Origin of the sequence: Pseudoduganella albidiflava, from assembly GCF_004322755.1 — a bacterium.
In the GTDB taxonomy this organism is placed as follows: Bacteria; Pseudomonadota; Gammaproteobacteria; order Burkholderiales; family Burkholderiaceae_D; genus Rugamonas; species Rugamonas albidiflava.
On record NZ_CP036401.1, the window covers coordinates 6,365,766 to 6,388,038 of the forward strand.

Here is a 22,273-nt window from a genome sequence, read left to right on the forward strand (position 1 = left end):
TGCGTGAAGCGCGCGTGCAGTGGAGGCGACTGATTGGGTTACTGGCCGCCGGGCCGGCAGTGCAGACGGCGTCCACGGCGGATGAGCAGACCGGTCGCGAGTCTTGCCGCCCGCCTCTCCCAAAAGAGTTGCGGTTTGGCTTTGCCGTCGAGTGCTCCGCGCGCATGATATTCGAACGACCATTCCGCGTCGTCGCGCCGTCCTTCACCGCCTGGAGAACACCATGTACACCAACTGCAATGCAAAGTCTTCCGCCGGCCTGCGCACTGTCGCAGCGGTTGCCATGGCGCTATGCGTGCATGTCGCGCATGCCGCTCCGCCGATCGACAAGCCGGTCGAGGGATTCACCGACAAGTATGCGCAGGTCAACGGCGTGCGGCTCCACTACAAGATCGGCGGCAAGGGCACGCCGGTGGTGCTGCTGCATGGGTATGCGCAAACGGGCCATATGTGGGCACCGGCCATGCGCGAACTGGTCAAGACCCACACCGTGATCGTGCCGGACCTGCGCGGTGCCGGCGGCTCGGAAAAGCCGGCGGGCGGCTATGACAAGAAGACGATGGCGGCCGATATCCATGCGCTGGTGAAATCGGTCAGCAGCGAACCGGCCGCCGTGGTCGGCCATGACATCGGCATGATGGTCGCCTATGGCTATGCGGCCCAGTTCCCTGCCGATACCAGCCGCCTGGTCGTGATGGATGCCTTTGTTCCCGGCGTGGGCGACTGGCGCAATGCCTTCCCCGCCCAGGCTGTCTGGCATTTCCACTTCTATGGCGAGACGCCGCTGGCATTGGTGAAAGGCCGGGAGCGCATCTACTTCGAACATTTCTGGAACGATTTTTCCGCCGACAAGGCGAAGTCGATCAAGGAATCGGACCGCAAGCTGTACACCGCCGCTTATGCGCAGCCGGGTGGCATGCGTGCCGGCTTCGCCTACTTCAGCGGTTTCGAGCAGGATGCCGCAGATTTCGGGCCCATGAGCAAAACGAAGCTCACGATGCCCGTGTTGACCATCGCTGGAGAGAAATCGGCGGGGGATTTCCTGGGAAATCAGGCGCGCATGTATGCGGAAGATGTGCAGAGCGTGATTATCAAGGGCTCGGGGCACTGGTTGATTGATGAGGCGCCGGAGCAGGTGGTGCCGGCGCTGGTTGGGTTTATTAAGTAAATTCTGGCTGCCGGGCGGTTAGCTGCGCGGCGCTTACCAAGGCTGACGTGGAATAAATAAATCCTGGTCACATCGAATACCGATGCTGCTCTATCTTCATTCGAATCGCTGGATTCCGACTTTATAGTTGGTGGATGCATTCTAAGGACTCGCTACTTTGCACGGCCTTTTATAGTGAGCCATCCTTATAAACCAAAATAACCGGACCACCGATATTTTTGCTGCTCGACCCTGAATATCGACAAGTGAAAACAATTTGTGCGTTGTCTGTGCAGCAATGCGACCGGCGCGCAATCAGAAAAACATTTTAGTGCAACTCATCAAACCGTTCCATACGAATACTTAAACCAATCAGCCCACGGATTGTTAAACAAGCCGGGACACATAAGCTGCTCGATCAAAGCAAAAGTAAAGAGCAGCTTATTCGAAAATCTTACCTGATTACTATCTATTTGAATGTCTTCTTTGCATGCTCCGGCAAGATATAAACACCCAACAATAGATGATCCACCACATCAAAGGCAAGGCCAAGCTCTTGAAGTGAATGTGGTTTAACCTCATGAGCCGCATCATTTCCGAGAGTTCGAAGTTTATGTAAAATATCCGCACCGTCCTGAGTTAATACACCAAGCCCGACAAGCGAATTAATCTTATTATATAAATCGCTGCCAATTGCTTTTTTGTCTTTGCAGACAGTTTCGATGAGTGCTCGGATTCCGATCCCACACAGGACAGGTTGAGTATCATTTAAAGCTTGGAGTGATTCTTCGTAAATACGCTGAATTTTGTCCTGAAGAAGTCCAACATCAGCTAACGGCTGTCTTCCCTCACGAGGATTCGGATACACATCCACAATTGGTTGATACTCCCACTCATTCTCTCCAATTTGCACATTATCATGCTCCGTGCCAGCTTCCTTCCGAAAAGAAAATGTTTCGCAGCCAAGACATCTTGCTATTTGATGTTTAGTCATCCAATCTGTGGAGAATCCTCCATCGTAGTAAGTACCACTTAAAGTTGCTTCAGTGATTATTTCATGCTTTGTTTCACGATGGCAGTCACGGCAAAAACATGTAAGCTTTTTTCCCGGCTGCGCATTCACCTTTAGCTTCTCTACCAATTACAACTCCCTGGAAATAACGCTTGGAGCGCGTTACGTAATTGCCCGTCCGTGCTGCCAAATACGAAAGTATTTTTAATTATGCAATCACTTCAATTTTCTGCCACTTATGCGTTCAGCACACACACGCTTGACGAGTGTACGATCATGTTACCAAAGAAGCAAATGCTATTTCCTTTTTACCTTCTTTGAATAGGCGCCGATCAGATCGGCCTTACTCCATGGGCCTCCTGAGACTTCATTTCCCAATGGCTCATCAGGCTGCACGTTACCGGGCATTCCGTCGTGCTGCGTACGTCCGAGCGTCCAGCCGGACTTGATGAAAATTTCCCATAGGTGCAGACTTGCTCCAAATGTCCGACGCGCCGTTGGTCGGAGCTTAGAAGGATCGACAAGACGGCGCGGTTTGTGGGCATAACGCGGCTTCGGTGCGGCAATGGCACGTTTGGCCGGGATATGACATGACGATCACAAGAGCCGACCTTCATGTAGATATTCGCTTAGGTCACTTCGTGATCGTGCTACGCCAGCGCTTCAATGGCACGTAACGCGACTCTCACCGCGGCGGATCGGAAATGACTTTGGCTAGTGAGCCCACAGGCACGGCGCAATGAGTGCCGTGCTCGGAGCCACGTGCAGCGACACGTCAGGTATCGGTCCCTGCTCAAACTTCCAAACATTCACCCCGCGAGGACCGCTCCGGGTGTGAAGTAAAAAAACCCCGATTCCATCAAAGAACCGGGGCTTTTCTCAACACATTGGAATCCACTCGGATCCCAACCACATCCTTACACGTTAAACAAGAAATTCAAAACATCCCCATCCTTCACCACATACTCCTTGCCCTCGGCGCGCATCTTGCCCGCTTCCTTGGCGCCCGCCTCGCCCTTGAAGGCGATGAAGTCGTCGAACGCGATGGTCTGCGCGCGGATGAAGCCGCGCTCGAAGTCGGTGTGGATCACGCCGGCGGCTTGCGGGGCGGTGTCGCCCACGTGGATCGTCCAGGCGCGCACTTCCTTCACGCCAGCGGTGAAGTAGGTCTGCAGGCCCAGCAGCTTGAAGCCGGCGCGGATCAGGCGGTCCAGGCCTGGCTCGTCCATGCCCATGTCGGCCAGGAACTCGGTCTTGTCGGCGTCTTCCAGGTCGGCGATTTCCGCTTCGATGGCGGCGCAGATCGCCACGATCGGTGCGTTCTGCTCGGCCGCGTAGGCGGTCAACTGGTCCAGCAGCGGGTTGTCCTTGAAACCGGTGTCGGACACGTTGGCCACATACATCGCCGGCTTGGCCGTGATCAGGCACAGCGGCTTGATGATGTCCATTTCGTCAGCCGACAGGCCCAGCGCGCGAACAGGTTTTGCATCGTTCAGCGCCGGCAGCACTTTTTCCAGCAGCGCCACCAGCTTCGCGGCATCCTTGTCGCCGGAACGGGCTTTCTTGTTTTCGCGGTGGATGGCTTTTTCCACGGTGCCCATGTCCGCCAGCGCCAGCTCGGTCTGGATCACGGCGATATCGTCCAGCGGGCTGACCTTGCCGGCCACGTGGATCACGTTTTCATCTTCGAAGCAGCGCACCACGTTGACGATGGCATCCGTTTCGCGGATGTGGGCCAGGAACTGGTTGCCCAGGCCCTCGCCCTGCGACGCACCGGCCACCAGGCCGGCGATGTCGACGAATTCCACGATCGCGTTGACGATGCGCTCGGGCTTGACGATGTCGGCCAGCTGCTTCAGGCGGGGATCCGGTACCTCGACCACGCCCACGTTCGGCTCGATCGTGCAGAACGGGTAGTTTTCAGCGGGGATGCCGGCCTTGGTCAGCGCGTTGAAGAGGGTGGACTTGCCGACGTTGGGCAGGCCGACGATGCCGCATTTGAGACTCATGGAATTCCTTGTGAAATATGTAATGCCGTCGCCGACAGTGCCCTGCGCGGTGCGGAAAATAGTCGCATTATAGCGCCGCCCGCCGGGCGCGGCGCCCTGTCAGGGGGCTGTTGCGGCGTCGAACACCGCCTGGTCGCGGCCGCCGCGCTTGGCCTCGTACAGTGCCGCATCGGCGCGCCGGATGATTTCCGCCACCGCCTCGCCCGGCCGGGCCGCCGCCAGCCCGATCGATACCGTCACGGTCAGCGTGCCGCCATCGACCGGCACACGCATGGCGCGCATCCGGGCCAGCATGCGGCCGGCCACCGCCAGCGCGGCCGGCGCGTCGGTGCGGGGCAAGGCCACAATGAATTCCTCGCCGCCGTAGCGGGCCGCCACGTCGCCGTCGCGGGTTTCTTCCAGCAGCATCGCGCCCAGCCGGCGCAGCACCTCGTCGCCGGCCGGGTGGCCATGCTCGTCGTTGACGCGCTTGAAATGGTCGGCATCGACCAGCATCAGGGCCAGCGGCTCGCCGTGGCGCTGCGCGGTATCCAGCAGGCGCTCCAGGCTGTCCATGAAATAGCGGCGGTTGAACAGGCCCGTCAGGCTGTCGGTGGACGATTGCACGCGCAATTCCTCGGACAGCGCCGTCAGCGTTTCGTGCTGCCGGGCCAGCGCGGCGTGCGCTTCCTCCAGCGCCGCGCGGGAGCGCTCACGTTCGGCCTGGCGCAGGCGGAACTGCCACAGGTACAGCAGCGACAGCGCGGCCAGCGCGATCGCGGCGGCCGCCAGCAGCGCGGCCCCCAGCGCCGTGCCCTTCACCTCGTCCAGCGGCAGCAGCAGGTTGACGTGCCAGTCCGTTTCCGGCACCGGCCGGCGCACCATCAGGTAGCTGCCGTGCCCGCCGATGTCGACGATGGTCGCGCCGCTGTCCAGCGTGCGTCCGGTATGCACGTCCAGCGGAGCGCGCAGCACGCCGTCGTACTGGCGCGTGCGGGCCACGCTGGCGCCGGCACGCGCCGACAGCGCCGCCAGCGGCCGGTATTGCCAGTCCTCGCGCGAACTGAGGAAGGCCACGCCGCCGGCATCCGTCACCAGCACTTCGCCGCCATAGTCGTGCACTTCCGGCATCGTCAGGTCGGCCTTGACCACGGCCACGCCCAGCAAGGCACCGTCCGCCGCCTTCACCTGCTGGGACAGGAAAAAACCCGGCCGGTGCGACGTGGTCCCCATCGCATAGAAATGCGCGCCCCCTTCCGCCACCGCGCGGCTGTAGTACGGCCGGTACGCATAGTTGACGCCCACGAAGCTGATCGGGTCCCGCCAGTTCGACGCGGCGATCGCCGTGCCGCCCGAATCGAGCACGTACAGCTCCGTGGCGCCGGTGCTGGCACGCATCCGCGCGAGATGAAGGTTGGCATCGTGCACCAGGCCGGGCTTGTGCGGCTGCGCCAGCGCATTGCGCAGCGTGCGGTCATTGGCCAGCAGGTGCGGCAGGTAGGTATAGCGCCGCGGCGGCGCGAACAGCTGGATCGCGAAACGCTCCAGGCGCGGAATGGCGGCGCGCTCCAGCCGCGCGACCTGCCGTTCCCAGGTCAGCGAATAAGCCCCCAGGGCGGCCAGCGTAGCGGCCAGCAGAACGAACGCTGGCACCAGGACCAGCGGCGCCTTTCCCATCCAGGCGGGAAGCCGGCTGTGCACCGGCACGGCGGAAAGGGCGGGAAGGCTCATCGATGCTGCTTTGCGGAGAAACTGGTTACTGCCGAGTATACGCCACCATCATCTCCATTGATACCGGCAAGCAACTTTTAGGCAGAGAAGTTGGCGCCAGGTTATCGTTCAGTTGCGGCATAGCCTCACCGCAGCCCTCCTCCCGACCTGTCCTCCCTCACCTACCCTCCCTGATCTACCCTCCCAGACCTACCCGCCCTGACCTACCCTCCCAGTACCAGCGCCGCCAGTGCGGCTTTCCTGCCCGCAGGCGGCAGGCCGGCCGCCTGGCGGGGCCGGTGGCTGCCAGTACCCAGCCGCACCTGGGGTGCCGGGTAGACCGTCCCGCTGGCGCCCAGCTGCCACGTGGTCGGCACCTGCCGGTCGGCGCACACGCGGGTCCAGGCACACACCAGGTCCGGCGCCAGCTCCACCTGGCCGAAGGCGAACGGGCGGGCGGCCAGCGCGAGCGGCACCGTCAGGGGCACGATGCTGTCGTCATCGATCAGCGCGGCAAACGCGTCCAGCGGCAGCGCCAGGCCGCTGCCCTCGGCCTTCAGCACCGCTTCCTTCAGCGTCCAGAAGCGCAGGAACAGGCGGTCGTAGCCGCCGCGCGGGCAGGCCAGCAGCTGGATCTGTTCGGCGCGGTGGAACAGCCGCTGCGCCACCAGCGGGTCGGCGCGGCCGGGCTGCACCAGTTCGATGTCCACCCCGGCCGCGGCGCCAGCCCCGATCAGCAGCACGGTAGCGCCGCGGCAGTGCGACAGGTTGAACGCCAGGTCGGGCCGGCCGCGCAAGGCGGGCTTGCCATGGCGGCTGGTGTCGAACGCTAGGCGTTCCGGTTCGGTGTCCGCCAGCTCGGCCAGCACGCGGCGCAGCAGGAAGCGGCTGGCCAGGAAGTCGGCGCGGTCGCCATCGAACACGAAGCGCCGCGCGCGCTCCCGCTCTGCCGGGGTGAGCCAGCCTTGCGCCTGCGGCAGCGCGGCCGCCACGTCGGCGGTGCGCACCCAGACGAGCAGCGGCTCATCGTCAGGCAAACGCAAGTTCTTCATGGATCGCCTCACCCAGCGTTTTCAGCACGGCATCCCGGTCGTCATGGATGAAGAAATGGGCGCCGTCGAAGTGATGCATCGTGAACCCTTCATCGGTCTGTTTCGCCCAGCCGGCCATCTGGCTGGCCGGCACGGCATCGTCGGCCCGGCCGGCCAGCGCCGTGATCGGCACCGGCAGCGGACGGGCCGCGTGGTAGCGATAGGTTTCATGCATGCGGAAGTCGGCGCGCAACATCGGCAGCAGCGCGTCCATCGTTTCGCGGTGGCGCAGCACCGCTTCCGGCGTGCCGCCATAGTCGCGCAGCGCATCGATGAATTCGTCGTCCGGCAGCGCGTGCAGGTCGCGTTTCGGGTTCGGCATGTCCGGTGCGCGGAAGGCGGACACGAACAGCCGGCGCGGCAGCGGCACGGCGCGGGCGACCAGCGCACGCGTCAGCTCGAAGGCGATCAGTGCCCCCATGCTGTGGCCGAACAGGAAATAAGGCCGGTCGGCCAGCGCGGTCACGGCCGGCACCAGGCCATCGACCATCGCCGCCATCGTCTGCACGGGCGCCTCCAGCATGCGCCGCTCGCGGCCGGGCAGCAGTGCCGCCTGCAGTTCGACGTCTTCCAGCCCGCCCAGCCAGGGGCGGTACAGCGTGGAACCGCCGCCCGAACTGGGCAGGCAGAGCAGGCGCGCGCCGGCGTGCGGGGCGGGACGGGAAAAATGGGTGAACCAGGGATTCATGGTGTTCTCCTCAGGCTGCGCGGCGCAGCGGTGCAAAGACGCCGAACCGTTCGGTCGGCATGAAGGTGGGCGTATCCAGGCGCAGCACGGCGGTGTTGACGATGAAATCGTGCTCGAAGCGGGTCACGCCGCGCAGGTTCGTGGTGGCGGGCAGCAGCCGGGCGATCAGCGGCTTGCGCCACTTCTGCGCGATGGTGGACATGGCCCGCACCAGCGTGGCCAGCCGCGCCGGATCGCTGTCGGCGGAAACGGGAATCATGTCCAGCCCGCAGCCGCACACGGTGGACAGCAGCAGCAGGTCCTTCACGCCCACGTCGCCGGCAGCCGTGGCCTCGGCGAGCCGCGTGTCTTCCAGCACCGACAGCATGGTGCCGTTGAAGCCCACCATCGGCAGGTTCGGCAGCGCATGCTGCAGCATGTCGTTCACCGCATACAGCGCGAACATGAAGTCGAGCTGGCCGAAGCGGCTGCCGTTCAGGCTTTCGACGACGGCCACCGCGCTCGTCTCGTCGCCGGGGAACGGCGCCAGCGACAGGTCGTAGCCGAGGAAGCGCACGCCCTGCTCGCGCGCCAGCCGTACCAGCACGGGCAGCGTCCGCGCCACGCGGCTGGTGAGTTCCTCGCGGCAGGCATCGAGCCGGTCGGCGAAGTTGTCATGCCGGCCGCACGCCTGCAGGAACGGGCCGGCCAGTTCCAGCGCCACCGAGAAGCCCGGCGCGCCATCGTGCCAGGCGGCCGGGAAGTATGGCGTGGCCGGCTTGATCCAGGCCAGCGCGGCGAAGCGGAAGTTGTCTTGCTGCCGCGCCGGCGTGCTGCCCAGCCGCGCCATCGTTTCGGCGGCGGCCGCCACGGCCTCGTTGTGCAGCCCCTGCTCGCCGGCCACGCGCATGTTGGTGAACACGTGGCGCGTTTCCCCCACGATCGCATCGATCAGGTCCACGCGCCGCGCCACGCTGTCCCGGGTATCGCAGGCGGGCCCTGGCAGGCAGCACCAGATGTTCTCGCCCAGCGCCTGTTCCAGCTGCACCGCGGTGCGCCCGGCGGCCACCGGGTCCGCATCGGGCAGCCATTGCTCGACCGGCGGCGCCACGTAGCGGAAACAGCGTGCCGCCAGGCCCGCCTCGTCGAGCAGCCGCCAGGCATGGGTGAAGAAACTCCGCACGGTGGCGGCGGTCTCCTCGGGGCGGCGCCGTCCAGCGGGCAGCCGAAAGTGATGGTACGCAGGGTAGGCATGGCTACTGCTCCTTCGCGGTGCGCAGGCTGCGCGGCCGCATGTCGGTCCACAATTGCTCGATGCGTTCGAGGCAGGTCTCGCGGTCTGCCGCGTCGCCGACGGTGGTCCAGCCAGCGGGTACCGGGCGGTAGGCGGGCCAGACCGAGTACTGGTCTTCTTCGTTGCGAACTACATTGTAGGCAGCTGAATTCATGATTCTCTCCGTGATGTGTAATCGTTTGTAGGGTTTGTTAACCGAAGATGCCGCGCTTTTTCGGCTTCGCGGACATGCCTTCGGCAGCGAAGATCGCGCCGACATAGCGCTGCCATGCCTCGCTGTCGATGCGCGGTTCGCGCAGCCCATGGCCGGCCAGCCTGCGCACGGTTTTTGCCTGCTTCACTTTCAGGCGTTTTTCTTCCGGCGCCGCCGCGTCGGTGTCCCACCAGAACAGGTAAGGGGCGAACGGCAGCGGTTCGACCGCGCTGCGTTCCTTGACCGCGTCCACCCAGTCGCGGATGGGCATGCGCTTCAGCCCCGCATCGGCGCAATCGACGAAATCGGGCAGCAGCCGGCTCCAGTCGCGCCTGTCGTCGCCGACCAGGTGGTGCACGCCGGTGCTGGTGTAATCGGCGGCCAGCGCCGTGATGGCGCGCGCCACGTGGTCGACCGGCACGAACTGCTCGACGAAGGGCCGGTCGGGCCACGCGCCCACCTGCAGGCAGGTGCGCACGAACAGCGCCACGAAATCGTCCATCCGTCCTGCCCCGCTTCGGCTGTCCACCACCACGCGGCCCAGCCGCATGATCTGGGCAGGAATGCCGGCCCGGGCGGCGCGGCGCACCATCAGTTCCGATACCCACTTGCTGGCGTTGTAGCCTTCGCGCGCGCTCTGGCCGATCTCCTCGACCCGCACGTCCTCGTCGAAAGTGCCGCCACTCTCACCCTGCAGCACCCCTGCGGTCGAGACCAGCACGAAGCCCTTGCGCTTGGCCGTGGCGGCCAGCTCCAGCAGGCGCCTGGTCGGCTCCACGTTATCCCGGCGCAGCGCCTGGTAAGGCAGCACATGGTTCAGGCGCGAGGCGTTGTGCACCACCAGGTCCACGTCGCGCGCCAGCGTGGCGTAGTGCTCGTCGTCCAGGCCCAGCCGCGGGTCGGCCAGGTCGCCCGTCAGCACGCGGATACGGGCGGCATAGCCCTCCTTCCACAGGCCGTACTGGTCGAGGTTGTCGCGCAGGCGGCGCAGGCCGGTGGCCGGATGCGCCGCGCGCACGTGGCAATGCAGCGTCACGCGCGGCCAGCGCTCCAGCATGTCGGCCGCCACGTAGGCGCCCACGAAACCGGTGGCGCCCGTCAGCAGCACGTGCTCCAGGCTCGATGCCAGCGGCGGCAGCGGTTCCGGCAGCACGAGCGCGGATTCGGCCTCGCCATCGAGCCGGCTTTCCGCCGCATCCATGGCGCGCGCCGTGTCGGCATGCTCGATGCGGAACGCCATCGCCCGCACGGTCGGCTCGCTGAAGAATTCCGGCAGCGTGACCGTATGGCCGAGCGAGGCGCGCACCCGCGCCAGCAACTGGGTCGCCGTCAGCGAATTACCGCCCAGTGCGAAGAAATCGGCCGTCACGCTTACCCGCTCCAGGCCCAGCATCTCGCCCCAGACGGTGGCGATCGACTCTTCGAGCGCCGTCTCCGGCGCCACGTAGTCACCGGCGCCGAGCGCATCGGCATCGGGCAGCGGCAGCGCACGGCGGTCGACCTTGCCGTTCGCGGTGACCGGGAAGCGGTCCAGCAGCACGTAGGCGCCCGGGATCATGAAGGCGGGCAGCCGCTGCGCCAGGTAATCGCGCAACAGGGCGGGCGTGGGCGAAGCGACGCCGGTGCCCTCGGTGCAGGTCACATAGGCCACCAGCCGCTTGTCGGCGCTGTCGCCCAGCGCCAGCACGAGCGCGCCGTTGACACCCGGGCAAGCCGCCAGTTGCGCCTCGATCTCGGCCGGCTCGATCCGGTAACCGCGGATCTTCACCTGGTCGTCCATCCGGCCCAGGAATTCCAGGGTGCCGCCGGCGTTCCAGCGCACCTTGTCGCCGGTGCGGTACAGCCGCGAACCCGCGGCCGCACTGTCGGCCCCGAACGGATCGGCCACGAAGCGCTCGGCGCTCTGCTGCGGCGCGTTCAGGTAGCCGCGCGCCACGCCGGCGCCGCCGATGTACAGCTCGCCCGGCACGCCCACCGGTACCGGCTCCAGCGCTTCGTCCAGCACATAGGTGTCGGTATGGTCGATCGGCCGGCCGATCGGCACCGTGCCGGCCAGCGCATCGGCCATGCTCACCTTCCCGGCGGTGGCGAAGGTGGTGCATTCGGTGGGGCCGTACACGTGGATCAGTTCTCCCTTGCTCCCCGCGCGCATGGCTTCGATTGCCCGCGCGGCGTGCGGCGACGACATCGCCTCGCCGCCCGTCAGCAGCTGGCGCACGCCGGCCAGTGATTCCGGATGCTGGTCCACCAGCTGGTTGAACAGCGCGGCCGTCACGAACACCGTGTCGATCCGCTCGCCGGCGACCAGCCCGGCCAGCTGGTCCAGGCCCACCACGCCGGCGGGCGCCTGCACCAGCCGCGCGCCGTTCAGCAGGCTGCCCCAGATCTCGAACGTGGAGGCATCGAAGCCCACCGGCGCGTATTGCAGGTACGTGCCGTCCGCGGAAAAGTCGGCATAGCCGGCTTCGCGCACCAGCCGCACGATGCTGCGGTGCTCGATCATCACGCCCTTCGGCTTGCCGGTGGTGCCGGACGTGTACATCACGTAGGCCAGCGCGCGCGGATCGTTCGGCACGTCCGGGTTCGTATCGCGCAGCGCCGCGACTTGCGGAGCGTCGACATCCAGCACGACACCGTCGAATGCCGGCAGCAGCGCGGCGCCGTGGACATCCGTCAGCACGGCCCCGGCCCCCGCGTTCGCCAGCATGTAGGCGGTGCGTTCGCGCGGGTATTCCGTATCGAGCGGCAGGTAGGCGCAGCCGGCCTTCAGCACGGCCAGCAGCGCGACGATCAGTTGCGGCCCGCGCGGCAGCGCCACGCCGACGATGCCGCCCGGCGCCACGCCCTCGCCGAGCAGGTGATGGGCCAGCCGGTTGGCGCGGCGGTTCAGTTCATCGTAGCCCAGCCGCAGCTCGCCCTGCACCAGGGCGACTTTCGCCGGTGCCAGCAGCGCCTGTTGGGCAAACAGCTCATGCACCGTGGCAATCGGCAATGCGGGCTTGGCGCCACGCGCCAGCGCCAGCATCCGTGCGCGCCCGGCGCCATCGACCAGCGCCAGGTCGCGCAGCGGCGCGGCGGGCGCCTGCGCCACCTGCCGCGCCAGCAGCGCGAACGAATCGGCCAGCCGCGCCACCGTGTCGGGCAGGAACAGGTCGCGTGCAAATTCCCAGTGCGCGCGCAGGCCGCCATCGGCGCTTTCATGCAGCACCAGTTGCAGGTCGAAGCGGGCAATCCATTCGGTGCTGTCGATCAGCGACGTGTCCTCGTAGGCGCGCTGCAGTGCGAAGCCGACCTGGAAGAACGGCAGCGTATTCGCGCTGCGCGGCGGATTCAGCTCGTCCACCAGCAACTCGAACGGCAGCTCGGCATGGTCGTAGGCGGCGCGCGCGGTCCGGCGCACGTCGTCGAGCAGGCCGGCAAAGGTCTGCCCGCCCTCCATGCGGGCGCGCAGCACCAGCGTGTTGACGAAGAAGCCGATCACGCCTTCGGTTTCTTCCAGGTTGCGGTTGGCGATCGGGCTGCCCACATTGAAGTCCGGCTGGCCGCTCCAGCGGTACAGCAGCAGTTCATACAGCGCCAGCCACGTCATGAACGCCGTGCTACCGCTTCCGGCGGCCGCACTGGCCGCACCATGCAGTGCCGCGCAGACGTCCGCGGGGATGTGCGAGACGTGCAGGCCGCCGGCCGACGACCGCGCGGCGGGCCGCGGGAAATCATACGGCAGCGTGATCTGCGGCTGGCTGCCGTCGAGTTCCGTGCGCCAGTAATCGACCAGCCGGCCGCGCTTGTCGCCGGCCAGGTCGGCACGCTGCCACAGCGCGTAGTCCGCATACTGGATCGGCAGCGGCGCCGCCTGCGGCGCACCGCCGGCCGAGAACGCGGCGTACGCGGCCGACAGCTCGCGCATCATCACGTCCATCGACCAGCCATCGGTGGCGATATGGTGCAGCGACACGAGCAGGATGGCCCGGTCGTCGCCCTGCACCAGCCGGTAGCGGGCCACGGGGCCGGCACGCAGGTCGAACGGCTGCGCCGCCTCGGCGGTGGCGATGGCGGACAACCGCTCGGCCGCGTCGGCCGCGCCGCGCAGGTCGTCATATTCAAGAGCCACCGACGTCGGTGGCGTCACTTCCTGCCACGGCATGCCGTCCGCCTCGGGATAGCGGGTGCGCAGCGATTCATGGCGGGCATGCAGCCAGTCCAGCGCCCGTTGCAGCGCCGCGCGGTCGACGGTGCCCGCCAGCGGCAGCGCGTTCGGCACGTGGTAGGCCATGCTGGCCGGGTCGTACTGGTGCAGGAACCACAGCCGCGATTGGGAGAACGACAGCGGCAGGCGTTCCGGCCGCTGGCCGGTGGCGATCGCCGGCTGCCGCGCCGCGGCCTGGTTGCCGTTGGCGCCATCCGCGCCATCCGCGCCGGCCTCGCGCAACGCGGCGGCCTGCCCGGCGATGGTCGGCTGCTCGAACAGCACGGACAGGGGAATGCGCACGCCGAACGTCTTCTGCAGCCGCGCATACGCCTGCGTGATCGACAGCGAATGGCCGCCCAGGTCGAAGAAATCGTCGGTGACACCGAATTCGTCCGTGCCCAGCACGGCGGCCCAGATGCCGGCCAGCTTCGCTTCGATGTCGTCGCGTGGGGCGATTCTCTCCACGTCCGAGTTGCCCAGGCCGATGCCCAGCTCCGGGGACGGCAGCGCGCCGCGATCGAGCTTGCCGTTCGCGTTCAGCGGCAGCGCGGCCAGCGGCACGTAGCGCGCGGGCACCATGTAGTCGGGCAGGCGGGCCGCCAGCCATGCGCGGCACTCGTCCTGCAGCGCGGGCGTCCATGCGGCGCCACCTTCCGGCACCACGTAGGCGACCAGGCGCTGGCCATCCGGCGTCACGGCGGCCACGGCGTCCAGCACGGCCGGATGGCCGCGCAGTTCATGGCCGATCGCATCGAGCTCGATGCGGTAGCCGCGCAGCTTCACCTGGAAGTCGACGCGGCCTTGCACGACCAGCGTGCCGTCGGCGCGGAAGTAACCCAGGTCGCCCGTCAGGTACAGCCGCGCGCCCCGCATCCCCGGATCAGGCAGGAATTTCTGTGCGCTCATCTGCGCGTTGTTCAGATAGCCGGCGCCCACCGAACCGCCGGCGATCGCCACCTCGCCCGTCACGCCCGCCGGCAGGCGGTTGCCGAAACGGTCCAGCACATGCACGGCCAGGCCAGGCAGAACGCTGCCGACTGTGACGGGCGCGGCGAGGTCCACGAACTCGTCGCGCGTAAACCGGTGGGTGGTGCACAGGTCCGTGCATTCGGTCGGGCCGTAGGTGTTGACCAGCTCGGTCGTGCAACCCGGCGACAGCAGCCAGGGCGCCAGCCGGCGCTTGTCCACCGGCTCGCCGCCGACGAACAGGAGGCGCAGCGATGCCAGCGCATCATGGCTGCAGGAATCAGCTTCCACCATCGCATAGGCCATGCTCGGCGTGCAGTTGATCCAGCCGATGCCATGCGCCGCCACCTGTTCGCGTGCATGCACCGGGTCGAAGTGGCGCGTGGGCGCCAGGTGCAGGATGCCGCCCGTCGCCAGCGCGCCCCACACGCATTTCTGCGCGAGGTCGAACGTGATCTTGTTGACGAGCAGGCAGCGCTCGCCCGGGGCAAATGCGAACTCCCTGTTCCACCAGCCGAGGAAGCGCGTGAAACTGTCGTGGAACACGCCGGCCGCCTTCGGCTTGCCGGTGGAGCCGGACGTGTGGATCACGTACAGGATGCGCGCCGGATCGGTTTCCGGCCAATCCTTCAACGGCACATCCTTCTCATCCTCGCCGGCCAGCAGGACCGTCACCCCGGCGATGTCGAACAGTGCCGCATGGGCGCCGTCCGTCACCACGTGGCGAATGCGCAGGTCGGTCATCATTTGCGCCAGCCGTGGCGCCGGCAGGCGCGCATCGAGCGGTGCGTAGGCGCAGCCGAGGCGCGTGATCGCCACCAGCGCGGCGATCATCGGCACGCCCGGCTCGAACGCGAAGGCCACCGTGTCGCCCGCGCGGACGCCGGCGGCCAGCAGCCGCGCACCGAGGCGCCGTGCCCGCAGGTCGAGTTCCGCGTAGGTCGCATGGCCATCGCCCGACACGATGGCCGGCGCGTCGGGCCGTTCGGCCACCTGGCGGGCAAGCAGCTCGCCCAGGTCGGACGCCGCGTGCACGGCGGGCCGGTGGTTCCACGCGTCCTGCAGTGCCAGGTCGGTGCCCGGGGCAATCGACAGCGTGCCGACCGGCAGGTCCACGTCGCCCACCATCCGCGACAGCAGCTCGCGGTAATGGGACAGCAGGCCGGCGATCGCACCGGCGTCGAACTGGCGCGCGTCGTACAGCGCCTTGATGCGCATGCGGCCCACCGGGTCGATGACCAGGGCCAGCGGGAAGTTCGTGTGCTGCCACACGCTGACATCCGGCAGGCTGAAGCCGTCCGTGGTCGGGAACGATTCGATGGCCAGCATCGAGTCGAACAGCGCCCGGCCGCGCGGCACTTCGCTCCAGCCGGCGATATCGGTCAGCGACGCATGTTCATGTTCGCGTTGCGCCACCAGCGCGGCGCCCAGCCGGGCGGCGAAGCCGCGCACCGTTTCGGCCGGATCGATGCGCACGCGCACCGGTACCGTGTTGATGAACAGCCCCACCATCGCATCCGCGCCGGCCAGCTCGGGTGGCCGGCCCGCGACGGTGGCGCCGAACGCCACGTCATCCTCGCCGCTGTAGAGGGCCAGCAAATGCGCCCAGGCGGCTTGCAGCAGCGTGCCGGGGGTGACGCGCAAGGTCCGGGCCGTGTCGCGCAGGCGGCTGCCCAGGGCCTCTCCCAGTTCCGCCGTTGCCGTGGCGCCGGCATCAGCCCCGCTGTCCGGTGCCGGACGCTTGACCAGGCCGAGCGGCGTGGGCGCATGGAACCCCGCCATCCGCCCGCGCCAGTAGGATTCCGCGGCGGCCTTGTCGCGGCCGCGCAGCCAGCCCAGGTAATTGCCCCAGCCCGGCGCCGGGCGCGGCTGCCAGGCCTGGCCATCGGCCAGCGCGGCGTACGCGGACAGCAGCGAGCCCAGCACCACGAAGGCCGACCAGCCATCGAGCAGCACGTGGTGGTAGGTCCAGAACACCACGCTGCGGTCCTCGCGATGCAGCAGCGCCTGGCGCAGCAGCGGTGGCCGGCGCAGGTCGAATCCGCGCGCCGCCTCTTCGCGGCGCAGCGCATCCAGGCGCGCGGCGAATGCACTGTCGTCATCGCCCGTGGCATCGATCTCGATCACGTCCACCGTCGCCGACTTCGTCACCACCAGCAGCGGGTGTTCGAGGCCTTCCCAGGCGATGGCGGCGCGCAGCACCGGGCTGGCGCCCAGCACGAGGTTCCACGCCTCCCGCCAGCGCGCGCCGTCGATCCGCCCGCCCGCCGGGCAGGCGAACTGCTCGACGTAGACACCGCTGCCCGGCGCCTCCAGGGTATGGAACAGCATGCCCTGCTGGAGTGGCGTGAGCCGGTGTACTTCCTGTATATCCTGCTTGTTCATGGGTCGCTCTCGGGTCTCGTCTGTCGTTCAATCCACTGCTCGGTTTCGTCAATTCCGTGGTCAGTCGGCCAGCGCGTGCAGCACGGCATTCAGGTCGTCGGCGGCCACCAGCTCCGGCTCGGGCGCGGGGGCCTGCGGTGCTGGCGCTTCCCCGATCGCCTCGGCCACGGCCGCCAGCTCGGCCACCGTCTGGTGTTCGAACAGCTGGTTCGGCTTCAGCAGCACGCCATGCTTGCGGGCATGCGACACCACCTGGATGCCGATCACGGAATCGATGCCCAGGTCGAAGAAGTTGTCGTGGATGCCCACCGGCGTGATGCCCAGCGCGCCTTCGATGATCCCCACCAGCACTTCCTCGGTGGGATTGGTGGGCGGCGCGGCGATCACGTCCTCGCGCACCACTTTTTTCTTCTCCACGGGGGCGGCGGCCGGTGCGATGCGCTCGTCGCGCAGCTTGCGCAGCAGCGCGTCCACCGGGTGCGGATTGACGATCCAGTGGCCGCCATTCCTCAGCGACAGGGCGCGGGCGAACAGCGCGCGGCCTTCCTGCGGCGAGATCGAGCCGTCGTCCACGGCCGGCGCGGCGGCAGCGGGTTGTGCCTTCAATGCCCCGGCCGGAACCCGGCGCAGCTGGAAGTCGGTCACCTCGGCCAGCACCGTGCCATCCGGCGCGTACAGCGCGATGTCGAAGCGGATCACGTCGCGGTCGTCGGAGATGCCGCCGAACTTCACGTGGCTGTACAGGTGCGTGCCCAGCCGGCCGTGGACAGCCAGGGCGCCGTAGGTGAACGGCAGGTATTCGTCCTGCAGCCCCAGGTCCAGCCGCGCCAGCAGGTGGCCGGTGATCGGGCCGGTGGCCATGTCCAGCAAGGCCGGGTGCAGGCCCAGCGCGGCGTCGTCCGCCATGCCGTCCGGCAGTGCCAGCTCGCCCAGCAGTTGCCGCCCGCCCAGGCGGATACGGCGCACCACCTGCCAATGGCGTCCCAGTTCCAGGAAGCCATCCTCGCCTACCATCGCCGCGGCGCCGCCGGGGAATTCCAGCACGTCGGCGCGGCATTCCTCGGCGATCGCCGCCAGGTCGGCCTCCGGCGCGCCGGCCCGGACGCCAGCCGACACGGTGGCCGACAAGACGGGGCTGTCCCCCTCCTTCACCTCGACCGCATAACCCTCGCCCACGCGCTGCAGCAGCACGTCGACCGTGACCAGCCGGTCGGCCGGCACGAACAGCGGGCGGTAGAAGAACACGTCGCCCAGGGTGCATGCATGACCCTCTCCTCCCTCGCCACCGCCGGCCGCTTCCTCCCACGCGGCGCGCACCATCTCGATCAGCGCCGTGCCCGGCATCACGGGGGTGCCGTGGATGCGGTGGTCCTGCAGCGCCCAATGGTCCTGCGCACGCAGGTGTGCGGTGAACCGCAACGTGGCGCCTTCCTCGGCGCGGCTGAACAGGTATGGGTGGGCCAGCGTGCGGCCGGCCGGCAGCGCCGGCGCGGAAGGCGTATGGCCCATGGCGACCGCCATGCCGACTTCGCGCCAGCCGCCATAGGCCAGCGACAGCGTGCGCCGGCCGCGCGCACTGCGGCTCCGGGCAAACGCATCGAGGAAGGCGTTGGCGGCCGCGTAATCGGCCTGGCCGATGCCGCCGATCGTGCCGAACAGCGACGACACGACGACGAAGAAATCGAGCGGCTGGCCGGCCAATGCTTCTTCCACCGCCAGCGCGCCCAGCACCTTCGGCGCCAGCACGGCGTCGGCCTGGGCGCGGGTCTTCAACGCCATCATGCCGGCACCGGCAATGCCGGCCGCGTGGACGACGCCGCGCACGGGTGGCATGGCACCGTGCACGCGCCCGACCATGGCACGCACCGCGGCCGGATCGGTGATGTCGCACCGCTCGGTGGCGACCTGCGCGCCGCGCGCCGCCATGCGCTGCAGGCGGCGGATACGTTCGTGGCCCGCGGCATCGCCGGGATGCGCCGCCAGCCACGCGTTCCATTCGGCCTGCGGCGGCAGCGTGTTGCGGCCCACCAGCACCAGGTGGCGCGCACCGCGCTCCACCAGCACGTCGGCAAACTCCAGGCCCAGGCCCCCCAGGCCGCCAGTGACGAGGTACGTGCCCTCGGCCGCCAGCGTGGCCGGCACTGCCGGTTCCGGCACCGCCATCGTCTCGACATGGGCCAGCCAGCGCGCGCCGTGCCGCTCCGCCACGAACTGGTCCGCCGGGCCGGCCGGCGCATGCGGCGCCGCCTGCAGGCGGGCCAGCTCGTCGAGCATCAGCCGGCCAACGTCCTCTACCCTGTCCTCTACCCTGTCTTGTATCCCGTCCTGCACGTCCAGCACGCGGCTGGCGATGGCCCGGTGTTCGTAGCCGATCGCCAGGTGCGCGCCCAGCATCGTGGCCTTCACGGCATCGACCGCTTCTCCCGGCTGCACGTCGAACACTTCGCTGGCCACGCTCAGCAGCGGCAGCCGTTCACCGGCATCGTTGCCGAATGCCTGCGTCAGCGCCAGCAGCGTGTGGAAGCCCAGTTCCAGCGTGGCGCCGCTGTTGGCGACCGTGTCGCCGCCGCTGGCCGGCAGCAGCCAGGCATGGACGATCGCATCGGGCTTGCCGGCATGCCGCGCCAGCGCTTCCCAGTCGGCCGGCTGGTCTGGGCGCACCCAGTACGCCCCGTCGTCCAGCACGCCGAACGCGGGGCCCGGCTCGGCCCAGGCCACGGTGGCGCCGACGCCGCGCAAGGCCGCCGCCAGCGCATTGCCCTGGGCATCGTCATGGGCCAGTAGCAGTACCTTGCGGCCCGCAAGCGCGGGCACGGCATCCAGCCACGGCTGCCGGCGCCACGACGCGGCATGGAACCATTCGCCCATGTCGGCGCTGCGGCGCAGGCCCGCATCGAGGCTGCCGCTCGGCGCCAGCGGCGGCTCCATCCAGTGGCGTTCGCGCGCGAACGGATAGGTGGGCAGCGGAATGCGGCGGCCCAGGTTGAACGCATCCACGCCGGCATAGTCGAGCGCATGGCCCGCCGCCCACAGGTTGCCCAGGGCGGCCAGCAGGAAGCGGTCGGCGGGCAGCGCATCCTGCGGATGGCGCATCAGGGGCACAGCCACGGCGGCGGGCTTGCCCGCGACGGTTCCGGCGATGTGGCGCACGAAGGTACTGAGCACGCCCGCCGGCCCGGCTTCGACGAGGAAGCCGCAGCCATCGGCCAGCAGCGTTTCCACGCCGGCCTGGAACAGCACGGGCGACAGCAGGTGACGCACCCAGTAATCGGGATCGGTGGCCTCGGCCGCCGTCAGCCATGTGCCGGTGACGTTCGACACCACCGGAATCGTTGGCGCCCGCGGTGCGGCCGCGGCGACGGCGGCGCGGAACTGCCCGGCCAGTGGCCGCATCATCGCGGAATGGAAGGCATGCGAGGTCTGCAGCCTGCGGCAGCCGGTGCCGGCCGCCTCCAGCTCGGCCGCCAGCGCATCGATGGCCGCCAGCGGACCGGAAACGACGCTGGCACGCGGGCTGTTGACGGCGGCCAGCTCGATGCCTTCACGCAGGCAGCCACGCGCCTCCGCCTCGCCGCCCCCGATCGACAGCATGGCGCCGGCCGGCATCGCGTGCATCAGTCGGCCGCGCAGTGCCACCAGGCGCAACGCGTCGTCCAGCGTGAACACGCCGGCCACGGTGGCGGCCACGTATTCGCCCAGGCTGTGGCCCAGCAGCGCGGCCGGCGCGATCTTCCAGGCCTGCAGCTGCATCGCCAGCGCGTATTCGACGGTGAACAGCGCCGGTTGCGCATGGCGTGTTTCACGCAGCAGCGCGCTGTCCGCCTCCGTGGGGGCCCCGGCCAGCAGCAGCCGGGCCAGGTCGGTGTCGAGGTGGCGCGCCAGCGTGGCGCAGCAGGCATCGAACGTATCGCGGAAGACCGTGAACTGCGCATGCAGCTCGCGCGCCATGCCGGCGTACTGCGAACCCTGGCCCGTGAACAGCAAGGCCAGTTTCTTCGTGGCCGGCAGTGCGGGTGTCTTGCCCGGCTCTTTTGCCAGTTTGTCCAGGTTGCCGATCAGTTCGGCGGCGGTGCGCGCCACCACGGTGCCGCGCTGGTCGAATGCGCGGCGCCCCTCCTGCAGCGTGAACGCCACGTCGTCCAGGTCCGTTTCCGGGTGGCGCTCGAGGAAGCGGGCCAGCTGGCCGGCGGCGCGGCCCAGCGCGCCGGGCGTCTTCGCCGACAGCGGGAAGATGCGCAGCTTCTCGCCCGACACGGTGGGCTTGGTGACCGGCGGCTCCTCCAGGATCAGGTGGGCATTGGTGCCGCCGATGCCGAACGAGCTGACGGCGGCGATCCGCTTGCTGCCGGGCGCCGTGCGCCATTCGTTCAGGCGGTCGTTGACGAAGAACGGCGTCGCCGGGAAATCGATGCGCGGGTTCGGCGTATCGTAATGCAGGCTGGGAGGCAGCATGCCGGAACGCGCGGCCAGCGCGGCCTTGATCACGCCGGCCACGCCTGCAGCGGGCGCCAGGTGGCCCACGTTGGTTTTCACGGAACCGATCGCGCAATAGCCGCTGCGGTCCGTGTGGGCGCGGAAGGCGCGCGTCAGGGCGGTGATCTCGATCGGGTCGCCCAGCGACGTGCCGGTGCCGTGCGCCTCGATGTAGCCGATGTCGTCCGGGTTGGTGCGGGCGGCCTTCAGCGCCCGCGTCACTGCCTCCACCTGGCCATCGATGCCCGGTGCCGTGTAGCCGGCCTTGTGCGAGCCATCGTTGGTGACGGCCGAGCCGCGGATCACCGCGTAGATGTTGTCGTCGTCCGCCTCGGCATCTTCCAGGCGCTTCAGCACGATGACGCCCACTCCGCCCTCGGAAAACACGGTGCCCTTGGCGCCCGCGTCGAAGGCGCGGATGCAGCCATCGTCCGAATTCAGGCTGCCTTCCGTGTAGTGGTAGCCGTGGCCGGCCGGCACGGTGGCCATCGACCCGCCGGCCAGCGACAGGTCGCATTCGCCGGCGCGCAGCGCCTGGCACGCCATGTGGATCGCCACCAGCGACGTGGAGCACGCCGTCTGCACCGTGACGGAAGGGCCGGTGAGATTGAGCTTGTAGGCGACGCGGTTGCTGAGGTAGTCCGGTTCGTTGCCGATGCCGGCGATCAGGTCGCGGTCCGATGCGCACATGATCTCGCGGTTGGAATACACATTATTCAGGAAGTAGCGCGACAGCCCGGTGCCGGCATACACGGCAGCCGTGCCGCGGTAGCCGTCCGGCGCGTAGCCGGCATCTTCCATCGCCGCCCACGACGCTTCCAGGAACAGCCGCTGCTGCGGATCGATCAGCTCCGCCTCGCTGGGCGAATAGCCGAAGAAGCCGGCATCGAACTTGTCCACGTCCGGCAGGTGGTAGCCGGCGCCGACCCAGCCGCCGCCGGCCACCTGCCGCTCGACGTAGGGCACGGTCAGGTAGTCGTGGGCATCGATGCCCGCGCGGATTTCCTCCGGCGTGAACTGGCGCAGCGCGCTGCGGCTTTCGCACAGCATGTTCCAGAAGCTTTCCACGTCGGGCGCGCCCGGGAAGCGGCCGCTGATGCCGATGATCGCGATCTTGCCGGACGAAACTTGGTTCTCTTTCATGGTGTTCCCCTGAAT

At 67.9% G+C, this 22,273-nt stretch carries 10 protein-coding genes; 1 reads left to right on the forward strand and 9 read right to left on the reverse strand.

Translation table 11 applies throughout. The annotated features are described in order from the left end of the window. Positions 1 to 283: 283 nt before the first annotated feature. Positions 284 to 1,168 carry an alpha/beta fold hydrolase gene (locus EYF70_RS26425; RefSeq protein ID WP_218943842.1) on the forward strand — a complete coding sequence of 295 codons (885 nt, stop codon included), beginning with the start codon at positions 284 to 286 and terminating at the stop codon, positions 1,166 to 1,168. Positions 1,169 to 1,616: 448 nt separating this feature from the next. Here the strand turns inward: EYF70_RS26425 and EYF70_RS26430 are convergent, their stop codons facing one another. The 9 genes from EYF70_RS26430 to EYF70_RS26470 all read right to left on the reverse strand — a co-directional run bounded on the left by EYF70_RS26430 (position 1,617) and on the right by EYF70_RS26470 (position 22,258). After that, positions 1,617 to 2,288: a DUF4145 domain-containing protein gene (locus EYF70_RS26430; protein WP_131148046.1), complete on the reverse strand. Its 672-nt coding sequence runs from the start codon at positions 2,286 to 2,288 to the stop codon at positions 1,617 to 1,619. 788 nt (positions 2,289 to 3,076) lie between these two features. Further along, positions 3,077 to 4,168, reverse strand: a complete 1,092-nt coding sequence (ychF, locus tag EYF70_RS26435) for a redox-regulated ATPase YchF (protein ID WP_131148047.1) — start codon at positions 4,166 to 4,168, stop codon at positions 3,077 to 3,079. A 99-nt stretch (positions 4,169 to 4,267) separates the two neighbouring features. Beyond that, positions 4,268 to 5,878 carry a sensor domain-containing diguanylate cyclase gene (locus EYF70_RS26440; RefSeq protein ID WP_131148048.1) on the reverse strand — a complete coding sequence of 537 codons (1,611 nt, stop codon included), beginning with the start codon at positions 5,876 to 5,878 and terminating at the stop codon, positions 4,268 to 4,270. Between the two features lie 203 nt (positions 5,879 to 6,081). Continuing rightward, a complete protein-coding gene (locus EYF70_RS26445) occupies positions 6,082 to 6,909 on the reverse strand; it encodes a 4'-phosphopantetheinyl transferase family protein (protein ID WP_131148049.1) in 828 nt (275 codons plus the stop codon). Beyond that, positions 6,887 to 7,636 carry a thioesterase II family protein gene (locus EYF70_RS26450; protein ID WP_131148050.1) on the reverse strand — a complete coding sequence of 250 codons (750 nt, stop codon included), beginning with the start codon at positions 7,634 to 7,636 and terminating at the stop codon, positions 6,887 to 6,889. The genes EYF70_RS26445 and EYF70_RS26450 overlap by 23 nt, the downstream gene beginning before the upstream one ends. Before the next feature lie 10 nt (positions 7,637 to 7,646). Continuing rightward, the gene (locus tag EYF70_RS26455; RefSeq protein ID WP_165497794.1) at positions 7,647 to 8,798 is read right to left on the reverse strand and encodes a DUF711 family protein; all 1,152 of its coding nucleotides are present in this window, start codon (positions 8,796 to 8,798) and stop codon (positions 7,647 to 7,649) included. A gap of 73 nt (positions 8,799 to 8,871) precedes the next feature. Next, entirely contained in the window at positions 8,872 to 9,063 is a 192-nt protein-coding gene (locus EYF70_RS26460) for an MbtH family protein (protein ID WP_131148052.1), read from the reverse strand. Between the two features lie 37 nt (positions 9,064 to 9,100). Further along, positions 9,101 to 16,642 carry a non-ribosomal peptide synthetase gene (locus tag EYF70_RS26465; protein WP_131148053.1) on the reverse strand — a complete coding sequence of 2,514 codons (7,542 nt, stop codon included), beginning with the start codon at positions 16,640 to 16,642 and terminating at the stop codon, positions 9,101 to 9,103. Between the two features lie 60 nt (positions 16,643 to 16,702). Continuing rightward, positions 16,703 to 22,258 carry a type I polyketide synthase gene (locus EYF70_RS26470; RefSeq protein ID WP_165497795.1) on the reverse strand — a complete coding sequence of 1,852 codons (5,556 nt, stop codon included), beginning with the start codon at positions 22,256 to 22,258 and terminating at the stop codon, positions 16,703 to 16,705. Between the last annotated feature and the right edge of the window lie 15 nt (positions 22,259 to 22,273).